General features: G+C 47.6%; 17 protein-coding genes. 10 read left to right on the top strand and 7 right to left on the bottom strand.

The window, feature by feature from the left end; translation table 11 throughout:
- Positions 1–380 precede the first annotated feature (380 nt).
- Positions 381–986, bottom strand: coding sequence for a PAS domain S-box protein (locus ACES2C_RS19340; RefSeq protein WP_374164697.1), 606 nt, complete (start codon positions 984–986; stop codon positions 381–383).
- Positions 987–1219: 233 nt separating this feature from the next.
- On the opposite strand from ACES2C_RS19340, the gene ACES2C_RS19335 reads away from it, so the two are divergent.
- From ACES2C_RS19335 to ACES2C_RS19310, 6 genes are read left to right on the top strand one after another with little or no spacing between them, the layout of a single operon-like run.
- Positions 1220–2197 (top strand): DUF2157 domain-containing protein, encoded by a 978-nt coding sequence (locus ACES2C_RS19335; RefSeq protein ID WP_374164696.1) that lies wholly within the window; start codon positions 1220–1222, stop codon positions 2195–2197.
- Entirely contained in the window at positions 2178–3251 is a 1074-nt protein-coding gene (locus ACES2C_RS19330) for a DUF4401 domain-containing protein (protein ID WP_374164695.1), read from the top strand. Before ACES2C_RS19335 ends, ACES2C_RS19330 begins: the two co-directional genes overlap by 20 nt.
- The gene (locus ACES2C_RS19325) at positions 3238–3723 is read left to right on the top strand and encodes a GDYXXLXY domain-containing protein (RefSeq protein WP_374164694.1); all 486 of its coding nucleotides are present in this window, start codon (positions 3238–3240) and stop codon (positions 3721–3723) included. Before ACES2C_RS19330 ends, ACES2C_RS19325 begins: the two co-directional genes overlap by 14 nt.
- Positions 3720–5159: an exodeoxyribonuclease VII large subunit gene (gene xseA / locus ACES2C_RS19320; protein ID WP_374164693.1), complete on the top strand. Its 1440-nt coding sequence runs from the start codon at positions 3720–3722 to the stop codon at positions 5157–5159. Before ACES2C_RS19325 ends, xseA begins: the two co-directional genes overlap by 4 nt.
- Positions 5134–5346, top strand: coding sequence for an exodeoxyribonuclease VII small subunit (gene xseB, locus ACES2C_RS19315; RefSeq protein ID WP_374164692.1), 213 nt, complete (start codon positions 5134–5136; stop codon positions 5344–5346). Before xseA ends, xseB begins: the two co-directional genes overlap by 26 nt.
- A 51-nt stretch (positions 5347–5397) precedes the next feature.
- Positions 5398–5760: an STAS/SEC14 domain-containing protein gene (locus ACES2C_RS19310; protein ID WP_374164691.1), complete on the top strand. Its 363-nt coding sequence runs from the start codon at positions 5398–5400 to the stop codon at positions 5758–5760.
- 57 nt (positions 5761–5817) lie between these two features.
- Here ACES2C_RS19310 and ACES2C_RS19305 read toward each other — a convergent pair whose 3' ends face one another.
- Positions 5818–6297 (bottom strand): NUDIX domain-containing protein, encoded by a 480-nt coding sequence (locus tag ACES2C_RS19305; protein WP_374164690.1) that lies wholly within the window; start codon positions 6295–6297, stop codon positions 5818–5820.
- A gap of 11 nt (positions 6298–6308) precedes the next feature.
- Positions 6309–6539, bottom strand: a complete 231-nt coding sequence (locus tag ACES2C_RS19300) for a hypothetical protein (RefSeq protein ID WP_374164689.1) — start codon at positions 6537–6539, stop codon at positions 6309–6311.
- 647 nt (positions 6540–7186) lie between these two features.
- Between ACES2C_RS19300 and ACES2C_RS19295 the strand changes: the two genes are divergently transcribed.
- The 4 genes from ACES2C_RS19295 (at position 7187) to ACES2C_RS19280 (ending at position 10884) form a co-directional block, all read left to right on the top strand.
- Positions 7187–8611: a Glu/Leu/Phe/Val dehydrogenase gene (locus ACES2C_RS19295; protein ID WP_374164688.1), complete on the top strand. Its 1425-nt coding sequence runs from the start codon at positions 7187–7189 to the stop codon at positions 8609–8611.
- A 240-nt stretch (positions 8612–8851) separates the two neighbouring features.
- Entirely contained in the window at positions 8852–9676 is an 825-nt protein-coding gene (locus tag ACES2C_RS19290) for a Rossmann-like and DUF2520 domain-containing protein (RefSeq protein ID WP_374164687.1), read from the top strand.
- A 73-nt stretch (positions 9677–9749) separates the two neighbouring features.
- On the top strand, positions 9750–10286 hold the full coding sequence (locus tag ACES2C_RS19285) for a KdsC family phosphatase (RefSeq protein ID WP_374164686.1): 537 nt from the start codon (positions 9750–9752) through the stop codon (positions 10284–10286).
- A 10-nt stretch (positions 10287–10296) separates the two neighbouring features.
- Entirely contained in the window at positions 10297–10884 is a 588-nt protein-coding gene (locus ACES2C_RS19280; protein ID WP_374164685.1) for a Maf family nucleotide pyrophosphatase, read from the top strand.
- Between the two features lie 155 nt (positions 10885–11039).
- Here ACES2C_RS19280 and ACES2C_RS19275 read toward each other — a convergent pair whose 3' ends face one another.
- The 4 genes from ACES2C_RS19275 to ACES2C_RS19260 all read right to left on the bottom strand — a co-directional run bounded on the left by ACES2C_RS19275 (position 11040) and on the right by ACES2C_RS19260 (position 14267).
- Positions 11040–11966, bottom strand: a complete 927-nt coding sequence (locus ACES2C_RS19275) for an exopolyphosphatase (RefSeq protein ID WP_374164684.1) — start codon at positions 11964–11966, stop codon at positions 11040–11042.
- Positions 11967–11977: 11 nt separating this feature from the next.
- Positions 11978–12388 carry a nucleoside 2-deoxyribosyltransferase gene (locus ACES2C_RS19270; protein WP_374164683.1) on the bottom strand — a complete coding sequence of 137 codons (411 nt, stop codon included), beginning with the start codon at positions 12386–12388 and terminating at the stop codon, positions 11978–11980.
- A gap of 125 nt (positions 12389–12513) precedes the next feature.
- Positions 12514–13662: a molecular chaperone DnaJ gene (gene dnaJ / locus ACES2C_RS19265; protein WP_374164682.1), complete on the bottom strand. Its 1149-nt coding sequence runs from the start codon at positions 13660–13662 to the stop codon at positions 12514–12516.
- A 2-nt stretch (positions 13663–13664) separates the two neighbouring features.
- The gene (locus tag ACES2C_RS19260; protein WP_374164681.1) at positions 13665–14267 is read right to left on the bottom strand and encodes a nucleotide exchange factor GrpE; all 603 of its coding nucleotides are present in this window, start codon (positions 14265–14267) and stop codon (positions 13665–13667) included.
- Between the last annotated feature and the right edge of the window lie 52 nt (positions 14268–14319).

Below are 14319 nucleotides of genomic sequence, written 5' to 3'. Positions count from 1 at the left end.
GTCATATCGCTTCTGGCTTTCCTCTATTCAGCTCGTATATCTTACATGGGGCGCCGATGTCCTGCGGCGTTCTTGCGTCTGACACAACTGCTCCTCCAGCTCCTTGACAACTAGAATGGGCATAACAATCCATCAGAAAGCAGCCGCTGTTAGGGCTTCTCATTGACGTGCATTAATGCTGCAAAGAATGTGATGTGGCCTGTAGATTCAGAAGTAGGTAGACTCGGATCGCAATGAAACGGTAAATCAGGAGTTGCAATGTAAGAGCTTGTTGAAGGAAGCGCCGGTCGACTTGGTTGGTTTAGGCAGCGCTTACCCTAAAATAAGACGGTTGGCGGCACGTTAGAAAGCATAGGCGCAATAGCCGAGCTCCATACTTTCTATTCATTTGTCTTCTTTACAATTTCCTTTATTATATCATCCAGGCGCAGGCTGCTGGACTTAAGCATTTCAACAATTCCCCTAGCTTCGTCGCTTAGCTCGAGGTTTTCGAGTATAGACATCAGGCCGAGGATGTTCGATAGAGGACGTCTGACCAGATGTGATTGGGTAAACGCTATGTCTTCGATCACTTTACTCGCCTCTCCAATTTGTTTTTTCGCCTCCGTTAGCTCCTGCCGATGTAGTTCCAACTCCGTTACATCGTAGCCCATACAGAAAAATCCCTGGTACTCTCCTGCTGTTTGTATGAGCTTGAACTCCCACTGGGTTATAATGAAAGAACCGTGGCTGCCATACTTTTTGATGGTTGCCGGAAACATCCGGTCGGGTTGCTTGAAACATCTTTCACAGGTTCGCTCAACTACCGTTATATCTTCCGAATGCATTGTAATATGAAAAGGTTGACCGATAAACTTCTTGTCGATGTGCTGGAAACGGCTGAGGTAATGTTCGTTTATGTAGGTATAGCGTCCTTCTGTATCCACACAAATGATGTAGAAATACCTTGAATTGTGAAATAGATTCTTTAGAAGCTCGACGTCCATCCCTTTGTGCTGAAAACTGAGTGACTAATATAAATTGCTGGAGGTACTCACAATGAAATCTCCTTGATAAACATTAAGAACGGTAATATGTTGTCTAAACAGGTGCTTTGGCGCACTTCGTCTTAAAGTGTGAGGCCGCACCGGGACAGCAGTATTTTAAATGGAAGGCTGACTTGGTCGAAACATTATTATCTTAGCCCTCAGGCAAGAGCTGCAACCACACATCTCAAGACATGAAATTAAGAGCCGTTACGCGGGATCTGGTCCATATCATCAGCAGGTACAGCAACTGGAGAGCTGACAATATTGAGGATACTCTCCTTGAGTACAATGTGCATGCGAACCGGCGGTCCTGGTCAAAGTTTATCGACGTCGCGCTGCTCGCGCTGGCTGTCGTCTTCTGCACTTCAGGCATCGTCTTCTTTTTCGCCTATAACTGGCAGGATTTGCACAAGTTTGTGAAACTCGGCCTGGTAGAGGTCATTCTGGTATCGTTAATATTAACAGCGGTGGTCAGCCGGCACAATCCGCTGATAAGGAGCCTATCCCTGACTGCAGGTTCTATACTGACAGGAGTGTTGTTTGCCGTGTTCGGGCAGATTTATCAAACCGGGGCTGATGCCTACGACCTCTTTCTTGGCTGGACGGTCTTTACCATTCTTTGGGCTCTGGTTTCCCGCTTTGCTCCTCTCTGGCTTATCCTGCTTGCCCTCTGTCATATTACGCTTGTACTTTATGCCGAACAGGTAGCAAGAGGCTGGAGTGCCGCTGCTCTCTACTGCTTGCTGTTCCTGGTCGATTGCGCTGTGCTTTTGTCTCTGTCTGTCGGCGAGAAATGGAGTGGAAAGCGTTTTGCGCCTGCATGGTTTTCAAAAACAGTAGCAGTCACTGCATGTACCTGCAGCACCATCAGCATTATCTCCGGCATTTTTTATAAATACGGCACGGCCTGGTATACTTCTCTCGCTATTGTTTCCCTCGCTTACATAGGAGCTTTAATCTATAGTTTCAGAACCAGGAGTGTTTTTTATCTGTTCCTCATTCCTTTGAGTGTGGTGTTGATCACTTCTGCATTTCTGCTCGAATCTGCGAAAACTGACCTTACAGTGATGCTTTTGATTGTTACCGCTTTTATAGTCAGCATTATAACGGTGTTGGTTACACAAATTCTTAAACTGAACAGGAGGTGGAATGAACGATCAGCCGCTTGATGAGCTCCTTGCAAAAGCCGCCTCCGATGGAGGTGAGGACTTTCGCGCAGATCTGCAACTCATCAGCGCAGAAGTAGGTTTTCGCTCGTCCATGTACTCCGGGCTCGGGGTCAAGGTCCTGTCGGTTGTAGGCGGCCTTCTTGCAAGTCTAAGCTTTACGGGCTTTCTTTTTTCTGCCGAACTGATCAGGTCCGGAGTCTCCATGCTAGTTTTTGGCTTGTTTGCACTGGCCGGGTCGATAATCGTCAATAGATACGTTAAAAATCTTACCCTCGATACCGCGGTCGTTTCAGCAAATGTGATCGGTTATATTAGTGTTGCTATAGGTCTTAATGACCTCACCAGGAGCGATAATCTTCAGGCCGTTACCCTGCTTATCCTGGCCGTTTTGACTCTTTTCCTTTCGGAAAGCTTTATGCTGGTTCTGATTGCGGTAATCGTAGCCTGCAACTGCGCCCTTGCGTTGTTCCTTATTAATGATGCTCAGTACTTTATCTTTCTGCTGAGCGGAGCCCTCACGCTTGCGTATACTCATATTCATCTCAAAGAAGCATTTTGGATTGCAAAGGGCAGGAGATGGAACAAGCTTTATACTCCTGTTCGCATTGGTGTCTTGTTGTCGTTCCTGATCTTGCTTGGTGTATTATCACGAAAGGAGATTTTTGTCTTGTTCCGGAGTCCTTTAATCCTTTCCTCAGCGCTGATTGGTATGGGGAGTATTTTTACTGTATGGACTGTATTGCGGCGAATGGGCGATAAGGCAAGGCCGATGGTCAAGCTTGTGATCGTATTTAGTGCACTGGTATTGCTGCCAGGTCTTGTTTCACCAGCAGTAAGTGGAGCGATACTCGTTTTGCTCGTGAGCTTTTACACAAGCCATCGGAACGCGTTTTTTCTTGGACTGATTGTTCTCATTTATTCTGTGGCCACGTATTATTATGACCTTGAGTACAGTCTTCTCACCAAGTCAGCTATTCTTTTTGGCTCAGGGCTTGTCTTTTTAGTTGCCTGGATCATGTTTAAAAGGAAATTAAGAATGTATGAAGAGGCTTAGTTTATTACTGATTTTACTGAACCTGCTGGGCTTTCTGACGTGGTTTAACTGGAATATCGCCTCCAAGGAGAGAACGCTGCGACACGGTCAACTTGTGCTGCTTGAATTGGTGCCGGTAGACCCAAGATCGCTGATGCAGGGCGACTATATGCGTTTGAACTACGCAATTACCGCCAGGCAATCTCCGCACCGTCTCCCCAAAAGGGGGTATTGTGTGGTGAGACTAGATCAACACCAGGTAGCAAAGGCAGTCAGGTTTCAACAGGGAGAACAGCCTCTGAACGATGGGGAGTACCTGATCCGATATTTTTACAATAATTACTTCATCAACCTGGGAGCTGAGTCCTTCTTTTTTCAGGAAGGGAAGCAGGATCGATATGCTCTTGCAAAGTACGGCGGACTAAGGGTAGACAACGAGGGTAACAGTGTATTAAGCGGCTTATACGATGTAAACTTTAAACTGATCGAATGAGTACGCCGTCATTTATACGTCTTTCCGAGCTCTCGCAAAAAGTGGTACGGGCCGTTGAGGAAGCCTTTTCAGGAAAAAACTATTGGGTAGTTGCAGATGTGACAAGTCACACGTATAAAGCCCAAAGCAACTTTCATTACTTCGAGCTGGTCGATAAAGACCAGCAGAGTAATCATGTTCTTTCTAAGTTTGCCGCCCGCGCCTGGGGCACAGGCTCTCAGCGAATCTCGGTTTTTGAGCAGGCAACGGGCCAGCGCTTTGGTAATGATATTCATGTGCTTGTTCAGGTCACAGTGGAGTTTCATCCAACCTATGGGCTTCAGCTCTGCGTAACCGATATAGATACCAGCTTTACTTTAGGAATGCTCGAACAGCAACGACGAAAAGCGCTTCAACGGCTGCTGCAAGAGAATCCCGAGCACGTCCGCTTTGAGGGAGATCGCTACCTGACTTTTAACCGCGACCTTAAACTCAGGGCTGTGATTCAGAAACTCGCGGTACTTTCTTCAGGTACTTCCGCCGGCTTTCAGGATTTTGTTCACACTCTTCAGCATAATGTTGCCGGGTACAAGTTCTCGATCGACCACTACCGGGTTCTGGTGCATGGCGAGCATAACAGCAGACAGTTTGTCGATCGGATGATCGAAGTTTATAAATCGGGTGTACAATACGATGCGGTAGTAATTATCAGGGGAGGCGGAGCACAAACCGACTTCCTGCTCTTTGATGATTACTCCCTTGCGCGGGCAGTTGCAAGGTTCCCCATCCCGGTGATCACGGGAATAGGGCATCAGAGAAATCAGACAATAACGGACCTGATGGCTCATACGTCAACGAAAACGCCTACGCAGGCTGCCGAGTGGATCATTGGCCACAACCGGCTGTTTATGGAAGCGCTTCTGGTATTAGAAAAGCGGGTGGTCATTAAATCGCAGCAGCTGCTTTCCGGTCATAGCCGAAGCCTCTCGTCTCTTAACGCTACGATCGCCTCCGCCGCCGGGAACTATCTTGGGAATCAAAAGGATAACCTTTTCTATCTTAATAGCAAGATCACGGGCAGATCCAGAACGCTCCTCCATCAGCACGCTCTTGCTTTACAAACCCTCGGCCTCCTCTTGATATCGGCTCCCCGTCTTGTTCTCAGAAGCAGAGCGAATGAGCTTGGCATGGTTGGGGCGGAGTTACGACGTACATCGGCATCATTCCTCAAAAATCGTAACAGCGAATTGGAACACACCGCCACATTAGTGAGACTTATGTCGCCCGGCAATATTTTGAAAAGAGGATTTGCGATTGTGAAGCAAAATGGCAAAATTACCAGTGTGGCGTCGGATATTACGGCAGGAGACCAGTTCGAGGTCGTGCTGGGCGGAGTGGAGATCAGTGCCATAGTTGAATCAACAAAAGGATATGATGGATCAGACTTTAACATATGAGGCTGCTTATGAAGAGCTTGCCCGGATAGCGAAAGAGATAGAGCAGGAATCGGTGTCTGTAGATATACTGGCTGAGAAGGTAAAGCGAGCCTCTGAACTGGTTGCCTTCTGTCAGGCTAAGCTGAAGTCTGCCGAAACTGAGGTAAACCAAATTATCTCGCAAATGGAGCAAAATACAGACCGCTAATATCACAGAACTTTCTTCTTTTTCTACTGTTTGTCTTAGAAAAGAAGACCTATGGTAGACGTAATAACTGATGTAGCGCCGCACGTAACGGCCTTCCGCGTGAGCGGAACAGTAACCAAGGAGGATTATGAACTGGTGATTAAGCCGCTGGTTGACAAGATGGCTAAAACCGAAGACAAGATTCACTTCCTCCTTCTTATTGATACTGACATTTCGAACTTCACCTCAGGAGCAATATTGCAGGACCTGTGGGTTGGGCTAAAGAATATTACAAAGTGGCATCGTATGGCTATAGTGAGCGACCAGAAGATGGTGCAAAACTTCACCGATGCTGCCAGTTTCCCTCTTCCGGGCGAAGCAAAAGGATTCCCTATAGCGCAGCTTGAAGAAGCAAAAAGGTGGGTGGCAGGATAGAGGGTGACATTACAACAGGATGGTATAGCTGCTCTGACGAAGCAGAGGTCTGCACCTTTAGGCCCGTATCCTGTTTTGTAGAATGCCCTTGACCTGAAGCAGAATAGGGGCCTGACCAGGGTGTATCTTTAAAAGAGCGCGCTCGAAGTCGAACCACTCTGCTTTGTCAGCTTCAGGGAATTCCTGCTTTCTTCCAGAATGGGGAGGCCATTCAATCTCAAAAGTATTGGAGGAAATGTAAGGTGCCGGAAAGTCAGCTTCTGCAGCCCACACCTGTATTTCCTTTCCACTTTTTATTTTAACCGGCTCAAGGGGAAAGAGGGACGTTCCTGGTCTTAGCGAATTTCCGGTTTCCTCTTCAAACTCCCTCATGGCAACGGCTTGAGGTTCTTCGGATTCGCCGTACTCGCCTTTGGGTACCGACCATACGCCTTCATCTTTCTTTACATAGAACGGGCCACCTGGATGAACGAGTAATACTTGGGGTTGTTCCTCCGTGAAGCGATAAACTAACAGACCTGCACTCTTTTTTGACATGGCTTTTAACCTTATGATTGATTTAGTACTTTCTCCAGTTCTTCACCTATCGATTGTAAGACTGACGGTGACTGCTCCGAGATCTCTCTGCTTTTCCACCGGTTGTCAGTATCTTTAAAGATACGGGCTATAAATTTCTGGTCTTTATTAACCAGGTAGGTGTTGCTCGCTGTTTTGTCTTCCTGTACTTGTAACGTTTGTTCGATATTATCTATAAATAGGGTGATTTCAAATAGCTGCATACTGCAATTACAACGAATTGCTGAAATTGTTCTTTTTCTCCGACTTTTATACCTTTGCCCTCTAATTGTGCTTCTATGGGGAAAAGCCGATGGGAAATACCTGCTGTAATTCTTCTGTTTTACTCGCTGATTGCCGGCTTTTTTCGGACGGTTTTACACGTGCCTGTCGTGATGCAGACCATTGCTGATTTTTGTTCTTTATTCGTGACCCGTACTGCTGGAAGGGTGATTCAGCTAGCAGGAGGACAGGGCTTTGCTGATGATCAACGTTATAGCTGTTCTTGGGCAAGTGTGAAGAGCTTGTTCTATAATAAAAACCTACATGATCTGCGTTCTCCGCGGGAAATGAAGGTTAATTAGATGTTTTTTGTAGTTCATAAAGGGCGGTCCGATATTCATAGAAAATGCACAAGAAGAAGAAAATTGAACGAAATGAAAGAATTACTGTTTACAGTATTTATACCCGCGGCTGCCTTCTCTGAAAGAGCAGACAGGCAGATGGGCGCCCGGCTGAGGATGATGTGCTGAATTTTTGTATAACGGTACCCGTCTTTTCTATCGTAAGATGTGCACTGCGGCGTTCCGTCTTTAAGGGTTTTCAGCACCTGAAATAGCCGGGCAACAGGAAAATTATAAATTCTAATTATATGGCAGATTCTGCAAATACCAGTTTTTTTAATGATGTATGTGCCTTTTTTGATCATGCAGCGCAGTTTACCAATCATCCTGCGGGGCTGCTTGACCAGATCAAGGCCTGTAACAGTGTGTACAGATTCCGTTTCCCTATTCGTAAGGCAAACGGAGGTGTAGAAGTAATTGATGCATGGCGAGTAGAGCACTCTCATCACATGTCTCCGACTAAGGGTGGGATTCGCTACAGTGAGATGGTGAACGAAGATGAAGTGATGGCACTCGCTGCCTTGATGACTTATAAATGTGCCATTGTGAATGTGCCCTTTGGCGGGGCTAAAGGAGGTATTAAGATTAATACCCGGAACTATACCATCGCCGAGCTGGAGAACATTACCAGACGGTTCACGGTAGAGTTGGTTAAGAAGAACTTTATTGGGCCGGCCATTGATGTTCCTGCGCCCGATTATGGGTCAGGCGAGCGCGAAATGAGCTGGATTGCTGATACGTATTACACCATGAATCCAGGGCAGCTCGATGCAATGGGCTGTGTGACGGGGAAGCCAATCGCCTTACATGGAATTCACGGTCGTCGTGAAGCTACCGGAAGAGGAGTAGCGATTGCCATACGCGAATGTGTTGATGTGGCAGAAGATATGAAAGAGCTTGGCCTTACTGCCGGTATTGCAGGAAAGAGGGTGATCGTGCAGGGGCTCGGCAATGTGGGTTTCCATACGGCGAATTTCCTCTCCGAGATGGGGGCAATTCTGGTGGGCTTATGTGAGTACGAGGGCGCCATCTACAACAGCAATGGCCTTGACCTGGCCGAAGTTGTGGCGCACAGAAAGGACACAGGATCTATCCTCGGCTTCGGAGGCGCTGAGCAGGAATTTAAGAACTCTGCCCTCGGTTTGGAGCAAGAGTGCGATATCCTTGTACCTGCAGCTCTCGAAAATCAGATCACTGCATCCAATATTGGGCGTATAAAGGCGAAAATTATTGCAGAGGCGGCGAATGGTCCTACCTCGCCTGAGGCTGCAGATGCCTTTACACAACGCGGCGGAATTATTATCCCCGATATGTACTGTAATGCGGGAGGGGTGACGGTATCTTACTTCGAATGGCTGAAAAACCTCTCTCACGTTGCTTTTGGCCGTATGGATAAGCGTTACGAAGAGAATGCAAATCTCACGCTGGTCACCATGGTCGAAAAGATGACCGGGGTAAGTCTTACAGCAGAGCAACGGAGCCTGGTGATCAAAGGTGCGTCTGAGCTCGAGCTCGTTAACTCTGGATTGGAGGACACCATGGTGCGCTCATACCATGAGATCAGGAACATTCAGAAAAGGAATCCGAAGATCAATGATCTCCGCACTGCAGCATTTGTTGGTGCTATTGAAAAAGTGGCCGTGTCGTACATGAACATGGGTATCTGGCCTTAGTGTTTTGCCCGCGGACAATAAATGAAAAGATCGCAAAACGGCCACGCAATGAAAGCGTGGCCGTTCTTTGTATTCCAATCCAACATCGCTGACCTTGCTTAGATTATAACTAAAGTCGTAGCCTTGTTACCTGCATACTCATGTCTCTTTTGTAAATTCGCCAGCCAAGTTCGCAGGGGGCTGTCCTTCAAAGTTCAGCCTTTACCCGTGATAACAGAAATCAGGAGGATCAAAAATAGAATGAAAATCGTACTGATCGGCAGCGGGAATGTTGCCACACACCTGGGCAGAGCGCTGCAAGCGGCAGGTCACGCCGTTCTGCAGGTCTGGAGCAGACAACTCGCAAACGCCAGTACTCTTGGCAGCATCCTGGGCTGTGATGTAACAGACAGACTCGATCAGCTTGACCCTGCGGCGGACCTGTATGTCCTGTCCGTAAGCGACAACGCCATCCCGTTAATTTCTGAGCAATTCCCGTATAAAGACAAACTTTTGGTCCACACCTCCGGAGCCACTTCGTTAAATGCTATCACGTCAGCCTCGTTGCGCACCGGCGTCTTTTACCCCCTTCAAACCTTCAGCAAGGAAAAAGAGGTGGACTTCAGGCGCATTCCTATTGCCATAGAGGGGGATACAGCAGAGACAACAGAAGTGTTGCTGAAACTTGCAAAAGAGATGTCTGAGCGCGCAGAGGTCATCAGCTCTGAACAGCGGAAGGTCATTCATATTGCAGCGGTTTTCGCCTGTAACTTTAGTAATCTCCTGTACAGCATAGGAGAGGAGATTCTGGCGCATGAGGGGTTAAGCTTCGATCTCTTAAGACCCCTTATCGCTGAAACAGCGGAAAAGGCCGCACACTATTCCCCGCTCGAGGTACAGACCGGGCCCGCCAGAAGAAGAGATAGTGAGACGATTGGAAGACATCTCGATTATCTCCGGGGAAATGAAGAGTTATCGCCCATATATCGGCTGCTCACCGAAGCTATTGTGAGTCGTTATAAAGGAAAGGACAGCTCTGAGGATCAGCACAGTCAGGGTCGGCGGGATGTTTATAACGGACAATGAACACAAGGAGCGGCTTTTTCAGGTATTTTTGCCCAAACAGACTGACTCAAAACAACTAGTTAAAAGAGAAGATATGTTCCTTCAAAAACTAAAAGATATTAAGGCCTTTGTTCTGGATATCGACGGAGTGCTGACTGACGGCACAGTTCACGTTACAGAAACCGGCGAGCAGCTCCGCCGCTTTCATGTGCGCGACGGATACGCTATGCAGCGTGCAGTGAGGAATGGCTATTTGATTTGCGTCATCTCTGGCGGAAAGTCAGCTAGTGTTCTTGGTCGTCTGAACGGCCTGGGTATTACCGATATTTACCTGGGCGTCGACAAGAAGATTGACGTGTACCAGAATTTCTTAAAACAGCGCCGGCTGAGCCCCGAAGAAGTGATGTACATGGGCGATGATATCCCAGATATCCCTCCGATGAAAGCTTGCGGACTGCCTGTCTGCCCTTCTGATGCTGTTGAGGAGGTTAAAGCAGTTAGTGCTTATATTTCCCCCAAGGCGGGCGGCACGGGCTGCGTGAGGGACGTAATCGAGAAAGTATTAAAAATCCAGAAGAAATGGTTCGATTCTGAGCCGAGTGCCCAGGACGACACCATCACCTCTGCTTAGAGATATAATCATGACGAATACATTTCCACCGATAATCCTTGCGTCTAAGTCTCCGAGAAGACAGGAGTTGCTCAACTTGATGAGCATAGACTTCCGTGTTGTGCTGAAAGAGGTAGACGAGAGCTTTCCTGCAGGACTGGGACTGGCTGAAACTGCCCTCTTTATTGCAGAGAAGAAAGCGAGGGCCTTTGATGAAAGTATTAAGCCAGGTGAAATAGTAGTGACTGCCGACACGATAGTTTGTATCGAACGAAATATCCTGGGCAAGCCGGAGAATGAGGAACACGCTTTTGAAATGCTTTCTATGCTTTCGGGAAAAAAGCACGAAGTGATAACGGGGGTTGCTCTATTTACCAGCGAGCGTCTTCATTCATTTTATGAAGTCACCGAAGTATACTTCCGGCCTCTTACTTCTGAGCAGATCCGCTATTACATCCGGCAGTATGAGCCGTTTGATAAGGCAGGAGCTTATGGAATACAGGACTGGATCGGGCTTGTAGGGATCGAAAGGATATCGGGTTCGTACACCAATGTGGTGGGGTTGCCTACGGAGCGTCTCTATCGCGAGCTTCAGTCATTTATGAACGCGGCCTTGTAAGTAGGAAAATGACATAAAGGCGATCGGAGCATTTTATTGGTCGCCTTTCCTAAACTGTGGTGGTAAGAGCATGCTAGTGCCGCCCGAAAATCCTAACTATTTTCTGCCTCACATCCTGCTGCTGGCCTGCCTCTACCTCTTGGAGAACGCTCGCCCTAAGCGCCTGCGCGATCAAAAAGAAGACCTTCTCTAAGGGAGTATGTCGACATGGCAATGGCCGGAATGCGTAGCTCCTGTATTACATACGAAGTGAGGACCGACGCTACTACAATCATGTCAACTCTGACAGGAGTGATCGCTTCATTTTCCGCTCTCTCTTGATGTGTCGATCTGAGCACCTCCGATATCACCACGTCTAACTGGTCGGGGTTGAAGTGAAAGCTTGTCTGCTCAGTGGTATCGTTCGTTCCTCTCTTCTTGAGGATGAGCTGCGTGAAGGTCTCAAATGCACCAGCCGAACCGATCAGAATGCCTGGCTTAAAGATCTGAGCGTTGATCTTAAGGTCGGCCAGCTGCTCATCAAGGTGCTGATGAATTGCCGATATGTCGGCTTCTGATATCGGATCGGTTTTATGGAAGAGGGCCATGAGGCGCGCAGCTCCGATCGGATAGCTTTTCTTATGGAAAATCTCATGCTGGTCACAAAAAATAAACTCGACACTTCCGCCCCCGATATCCATAATCAGAGCTGAGTCTGAAAGCGCGACTTCCTGTCGTACACCCTTATATATCAGCTCTGCTTCGCGCGTCCCATCAATGATCTGTATCGATATACCGGCTTCCTGCTTTACCCGGGCAATAAAGTCTGCTCCATTGCTCGCGCTGCGCAAAGCAGCAGTGCCCGCTGCGTATATCTCTGTCGCCCCGTGTTCATCTATCACAGACCGGAAATAGCGCATCGCCTCCAGTCCCCGGTCGAAGGCTGCCCCGGTGATAAAACCTTTGGTAATTCCCCCTTCACCAAGCTTGACGGCAGATGTGAGGGCCGCAACTTTTTGTTCCATTCTGCCACCTTTCATATCAGCAATAAGCAGGTGAAAGGTATTCGTTCCGAGGTCGAGTACTGCTATACGCCTTTTCATATTCAGGGCTATTAAGAAGGAAGCTTTTTCAATACTTCCAGTATTTTTTCAGCATAGTTAATGCGCTCTTCCACCACGGCGAAGGCGCTGTAGTAAAGCATCGCGTTAAATCCTCTGGTATCGCCGCTGTCTCTGATATCAGTGCGAACCAGGATGATGGGAGTATTCTTTGCTGCAGCATAACCGCATTCCCAGCAGGTCCCGCTGTCAGCATCAGCGCCGTCCATGATCGCTACCACTACGTTGGCAGCCTCAACACCTGCCTTGCAGATCTGGTAGATTTCTTCGGTGGACTTATTCAGACATTCCATCTGCGGAAGAAAAACTTCGAATCCGTTTTTCTTTAAGAATTCTGACAATTCAACGTTAAAGCGCATTTCTGCTGCCGAGAATAAAGGGCCCGCAAGATAAATCGATGTCATTCAGTGTGATTGTGTGAAGATTAATAAATACTGGACAAAAATAACAATCAGGCAATAAAAAAAGCCACCCGGAAGTGGCTTAATAAAACTATTATATTTATTTATACTAAAAGTGTGCGTTCTCTTTATTCAAAATATTCGCGCATACGTTCAAAGAAGCTTTTTTCATTTTTTCCGGGCTGTGGCCTGAAATTCGGAGAGTTCTGAAGCTTTTCAAGCAGATCGCGTTCTTCTCTCGAGATCGCTTTCGGCGTCCAGATGTTGACATAAACGAGCTGGTCGCCCCTGTGGTAGGAGTTGACCTCCGGAATGCCTTTTCCTTTCAGCCGAAGGATCTTCCCGCCCTGTGTTCCTGGTTCAATCTTGATCTTTGCCTTGCCGTCAATGGTGGGTACTTCCACGCTTGAACCCAGCACGGCATCCAGAAAACTAATGTGCAGATCGTATACGACATTGTTACCTTCGCGCTTCAGTGTCTCGTGAGGAACTTCCTCAATCAGGATGATCAGGTCGCCCGGCATTCCTCCGTTGGGAGCCGCATTTCCTTTTCCGCTCATTGAGAGCTGCATCCCTTCGCTAACTCCTGCCGGAATATTGATCGTGATCGTTTCTTCACCGCGAACAACGCCGTCGCCATGGCAAACATTACACTTGGCAGTAATCTGAGTTCCGCTTCCGTTACAAGTAGGGCAGGTGCTTGTGGTCTGCATCTGTCCAAGTATGGTATTGGTTACTCTCCGCACAGTGCCTGTACCGCCGCAGGTATTACAGGTATGGAACGATGAACGGTCTTTGGCCCCTGTTCCGTCGCAGGTAGTACACACTACCTGTTTGTTAACTTTTATCTTTTTCTCAGCACCTTTGGCTATCTCTTCGAGGTTCAGCTTTACTTTGATCCGAAGGTTTGTACCTCTTGCAGCGCGACGGCCACCACCTGAATGCCCTCCGCCAAAGAAGCTTTCAAAAGGACTGCCCCCTCCGAATATGTCGCCGAACTGGCTGAATATGTCTTCCATATTCATATGACCACCACCGTAGCCCCCGGCAGCAGAAGTTCCGGCATGGCCAAACTGGTCATATCGTTGCTTTTTCTCCGGGTTGCTCAGCACTTCGTAGGCCTCAGCAGCTTCTTTAAACTTCTCCTCAGCCTCTTTATCACCAGGATTCTTGTCCGGGTGATATTTGATAGCCAGCTTGCGGTATGCCTTTTTTATTTCATCCGCGCTGGAGCTTTTTGACACTCCTAATATGTCGTAATAATCTCTCTTTGCCATTTCTAACTTCCTACCACAACCTTTGCGAACCGGATTACCTTATCGTTAAGGAAGTACCCTTTTTCAACTTCGTCAATTACTTTGCCTTTCATGTCGTCTGAAGGTGCCGGTATATTGGTGATTGCTTCATGAAGATCTGCATCAAACGTAGTTCCAATTGACTCCATCTCTTTCAGCCCCTTCTGGGTTAAGATCCCCTTCAGCTTACTATGTACTAAGGAAACCCCTTCTTTCACAGAGGAGGTGTCTGCGGCAGTCTCCATTGATTTAAGCGCACGTTCGAAGTCGTCCAGTACCGGCAGCAGACTCTGCAGAACTTCTTTTCCTGCAGTTTGAAGGAGCTCAATCCGCTCCTTGCTTGTGCGCCTCTTGTAATTATCAAATTCTGCGTACAGGCGCAGGTACTTATTATTCGCCTCTGCCAAATCTGCACGAAGTTTTTCTTCCTCTGATGCCTGCGGGGCAGCAGCAGCTTCTTCAGTCACAGCTCCTTCAGTCGCAGTCTCAGTCGTCTCTTCCTGCAATGATTCAGTTCCAGCTTCGTTTTGAGCTGTATTTTCTGATAATGGTTCTTCTTCGTTGTTTTTCTTTCTGTTTTTCAACATATCTGAAAATTTCATTAAACACGATTAGACAAATCTTTTGCCAGTTATAAAA

The sequence above is a fragment of the Arcticibacter sp. MXS-1 genome (assembly GCF_041902385.1).
In the GTDB taxonomy this organism is placed as follows: Bacteria; Bacteroidota; Bacteroidia; order Sphingobacteriales; family Sphingobacteriaceae; genus Arcticibacter.
This window is presented reverse-complemented; position numbering and strand designations above follow the sequence as displayed.

What these genes read in the sequence shown, in the direction of transcription:
- ACES2C_RS19340 (WP_374164697.1), bottom strand. Translation starts at nt 986, where the DNA reads ATGGACGTCGAGCTTCTAAAGAATCTATTTCACAATTCAAGGTATTTC.
- ACES2C_RS19335 (WP_374164696.1), top strand. Translation starts at nt 1,220, where the DNA reads ATGAAATTAAGAGCCGTTACGCGGGATCTGGTCCATATCATCAGCAGG.
- ACES2C_RS19330 (WP_374164695.1), top strand. Translation starts at nt 2,178, where the DNA reads ATGAACGATCAGCCGCTTGATGAGCTCCTTGCAAAAGCCGCCTCCGAT.
- ACES2C_RS19325 (WP_374164694.1), top strand. Translation starts at nt 3,238, where the DNA reads ATGAAGAGGCTTAGTTTATTACTGATTTTACTGAACCTGCTGGGCTTT.
- xseA (WP_374164693.1), top strand. Translation starts at nt 3,720, where the DNA reads ATGAGTACGCCGTCATTTATACGTCTTTCCGAGCTCTCGCAAAAAGTG.
- xseB (WP_374164692.1), top strand. Translation starts at nt 5,134, where the DNA reads ATGATGGATCAGACTTTAACATATGAGGCTGCTTATGAAGAGCTTGCC.
- ACES2C_RS19310 (WP_374164691.1), top strand. Translation starts at nt 5,398, where the DNA reads ATGGTAGACGTAATAACTGATGTAGCGCCGCACGTAACGGCCTTCCGC.
- ACES2C_RS19305 (WP_374164690.1), bottom strand. Translation starts at nt 6,297, where the DNA reads ATGTCAAAAAAGAGTGCAGGTCTGTTAGTTTATCGCTTCACGGAGGAA.
- ACES2C_RS19300 (WP_374164689.1), bottom strand. Translation starts at nt 6,539, where the DNA reads ATGCAGCTATTTGAAATCACCCTATTTATAGATAATATCGAACAAACG.
- ACES2C_RS19295 (WP_374164688.1), top strand. Translation starts at nt 7,187, where the DNA reads ATGGCAGATTCTGCAAATACCAGTTTTTTTAATGATGTATGTGCCTTT.
- ACES2C_RS19290 (WP_374164687.1), top strand. Translation starts at nt 8,852, where the DNA reads ATGAAAATCGTACTGATCGGCAGCGGGAATGTTGCCACACACCTGGGC.
- ACES2C_RS19285 (WP_374164686.1), top strand. Translation starts at nt 9,750, where the DNA reads ATGTTCCTTCAAAAACTAAAAGATATTAAGGCCTTTGTTCTGGATATC.
- ACES2C_RS19280 (WP_374164685.1), top strand. Translation starts at nt 10,297, where the DNA reads ATGACGAATACATTTCCACCGATAATCCTTGCGTCTAAGTCTCCGAGA.
- ACES2C_RS19275 (WP_374164684.1), bottom strand. Translation starts at nt 11,966, where the DNA reads ATGAAAAGGCGTATAGCAGTACTCGACCTCGGAACGAATACCTTTCAC.
- ACES2C_RS19270 (WP_374164683.1), bottom strand. Translation starts at nt 12,388, where the DNA reads ATGACATCGATTTATCTTGCGGGCCCTTTATTCTCGGCAGCAGAAATG.
- dnaJ (WP_374164682.1), bottom strand. Translation starts at nt 13,662, where the DNA reads ATGGCAAAGAGAGATTATTACGACATATTAGGAGTGTCAAAAAGCTCC.
- ACES2C_RS19260 (WP_374164681.1), bottom strand. Translation starts at nt 14,267, where the DNA reads ATGTTGAAAAACAGAAAGAAAAACAACGAAGAAGAACCATTATCAGAA.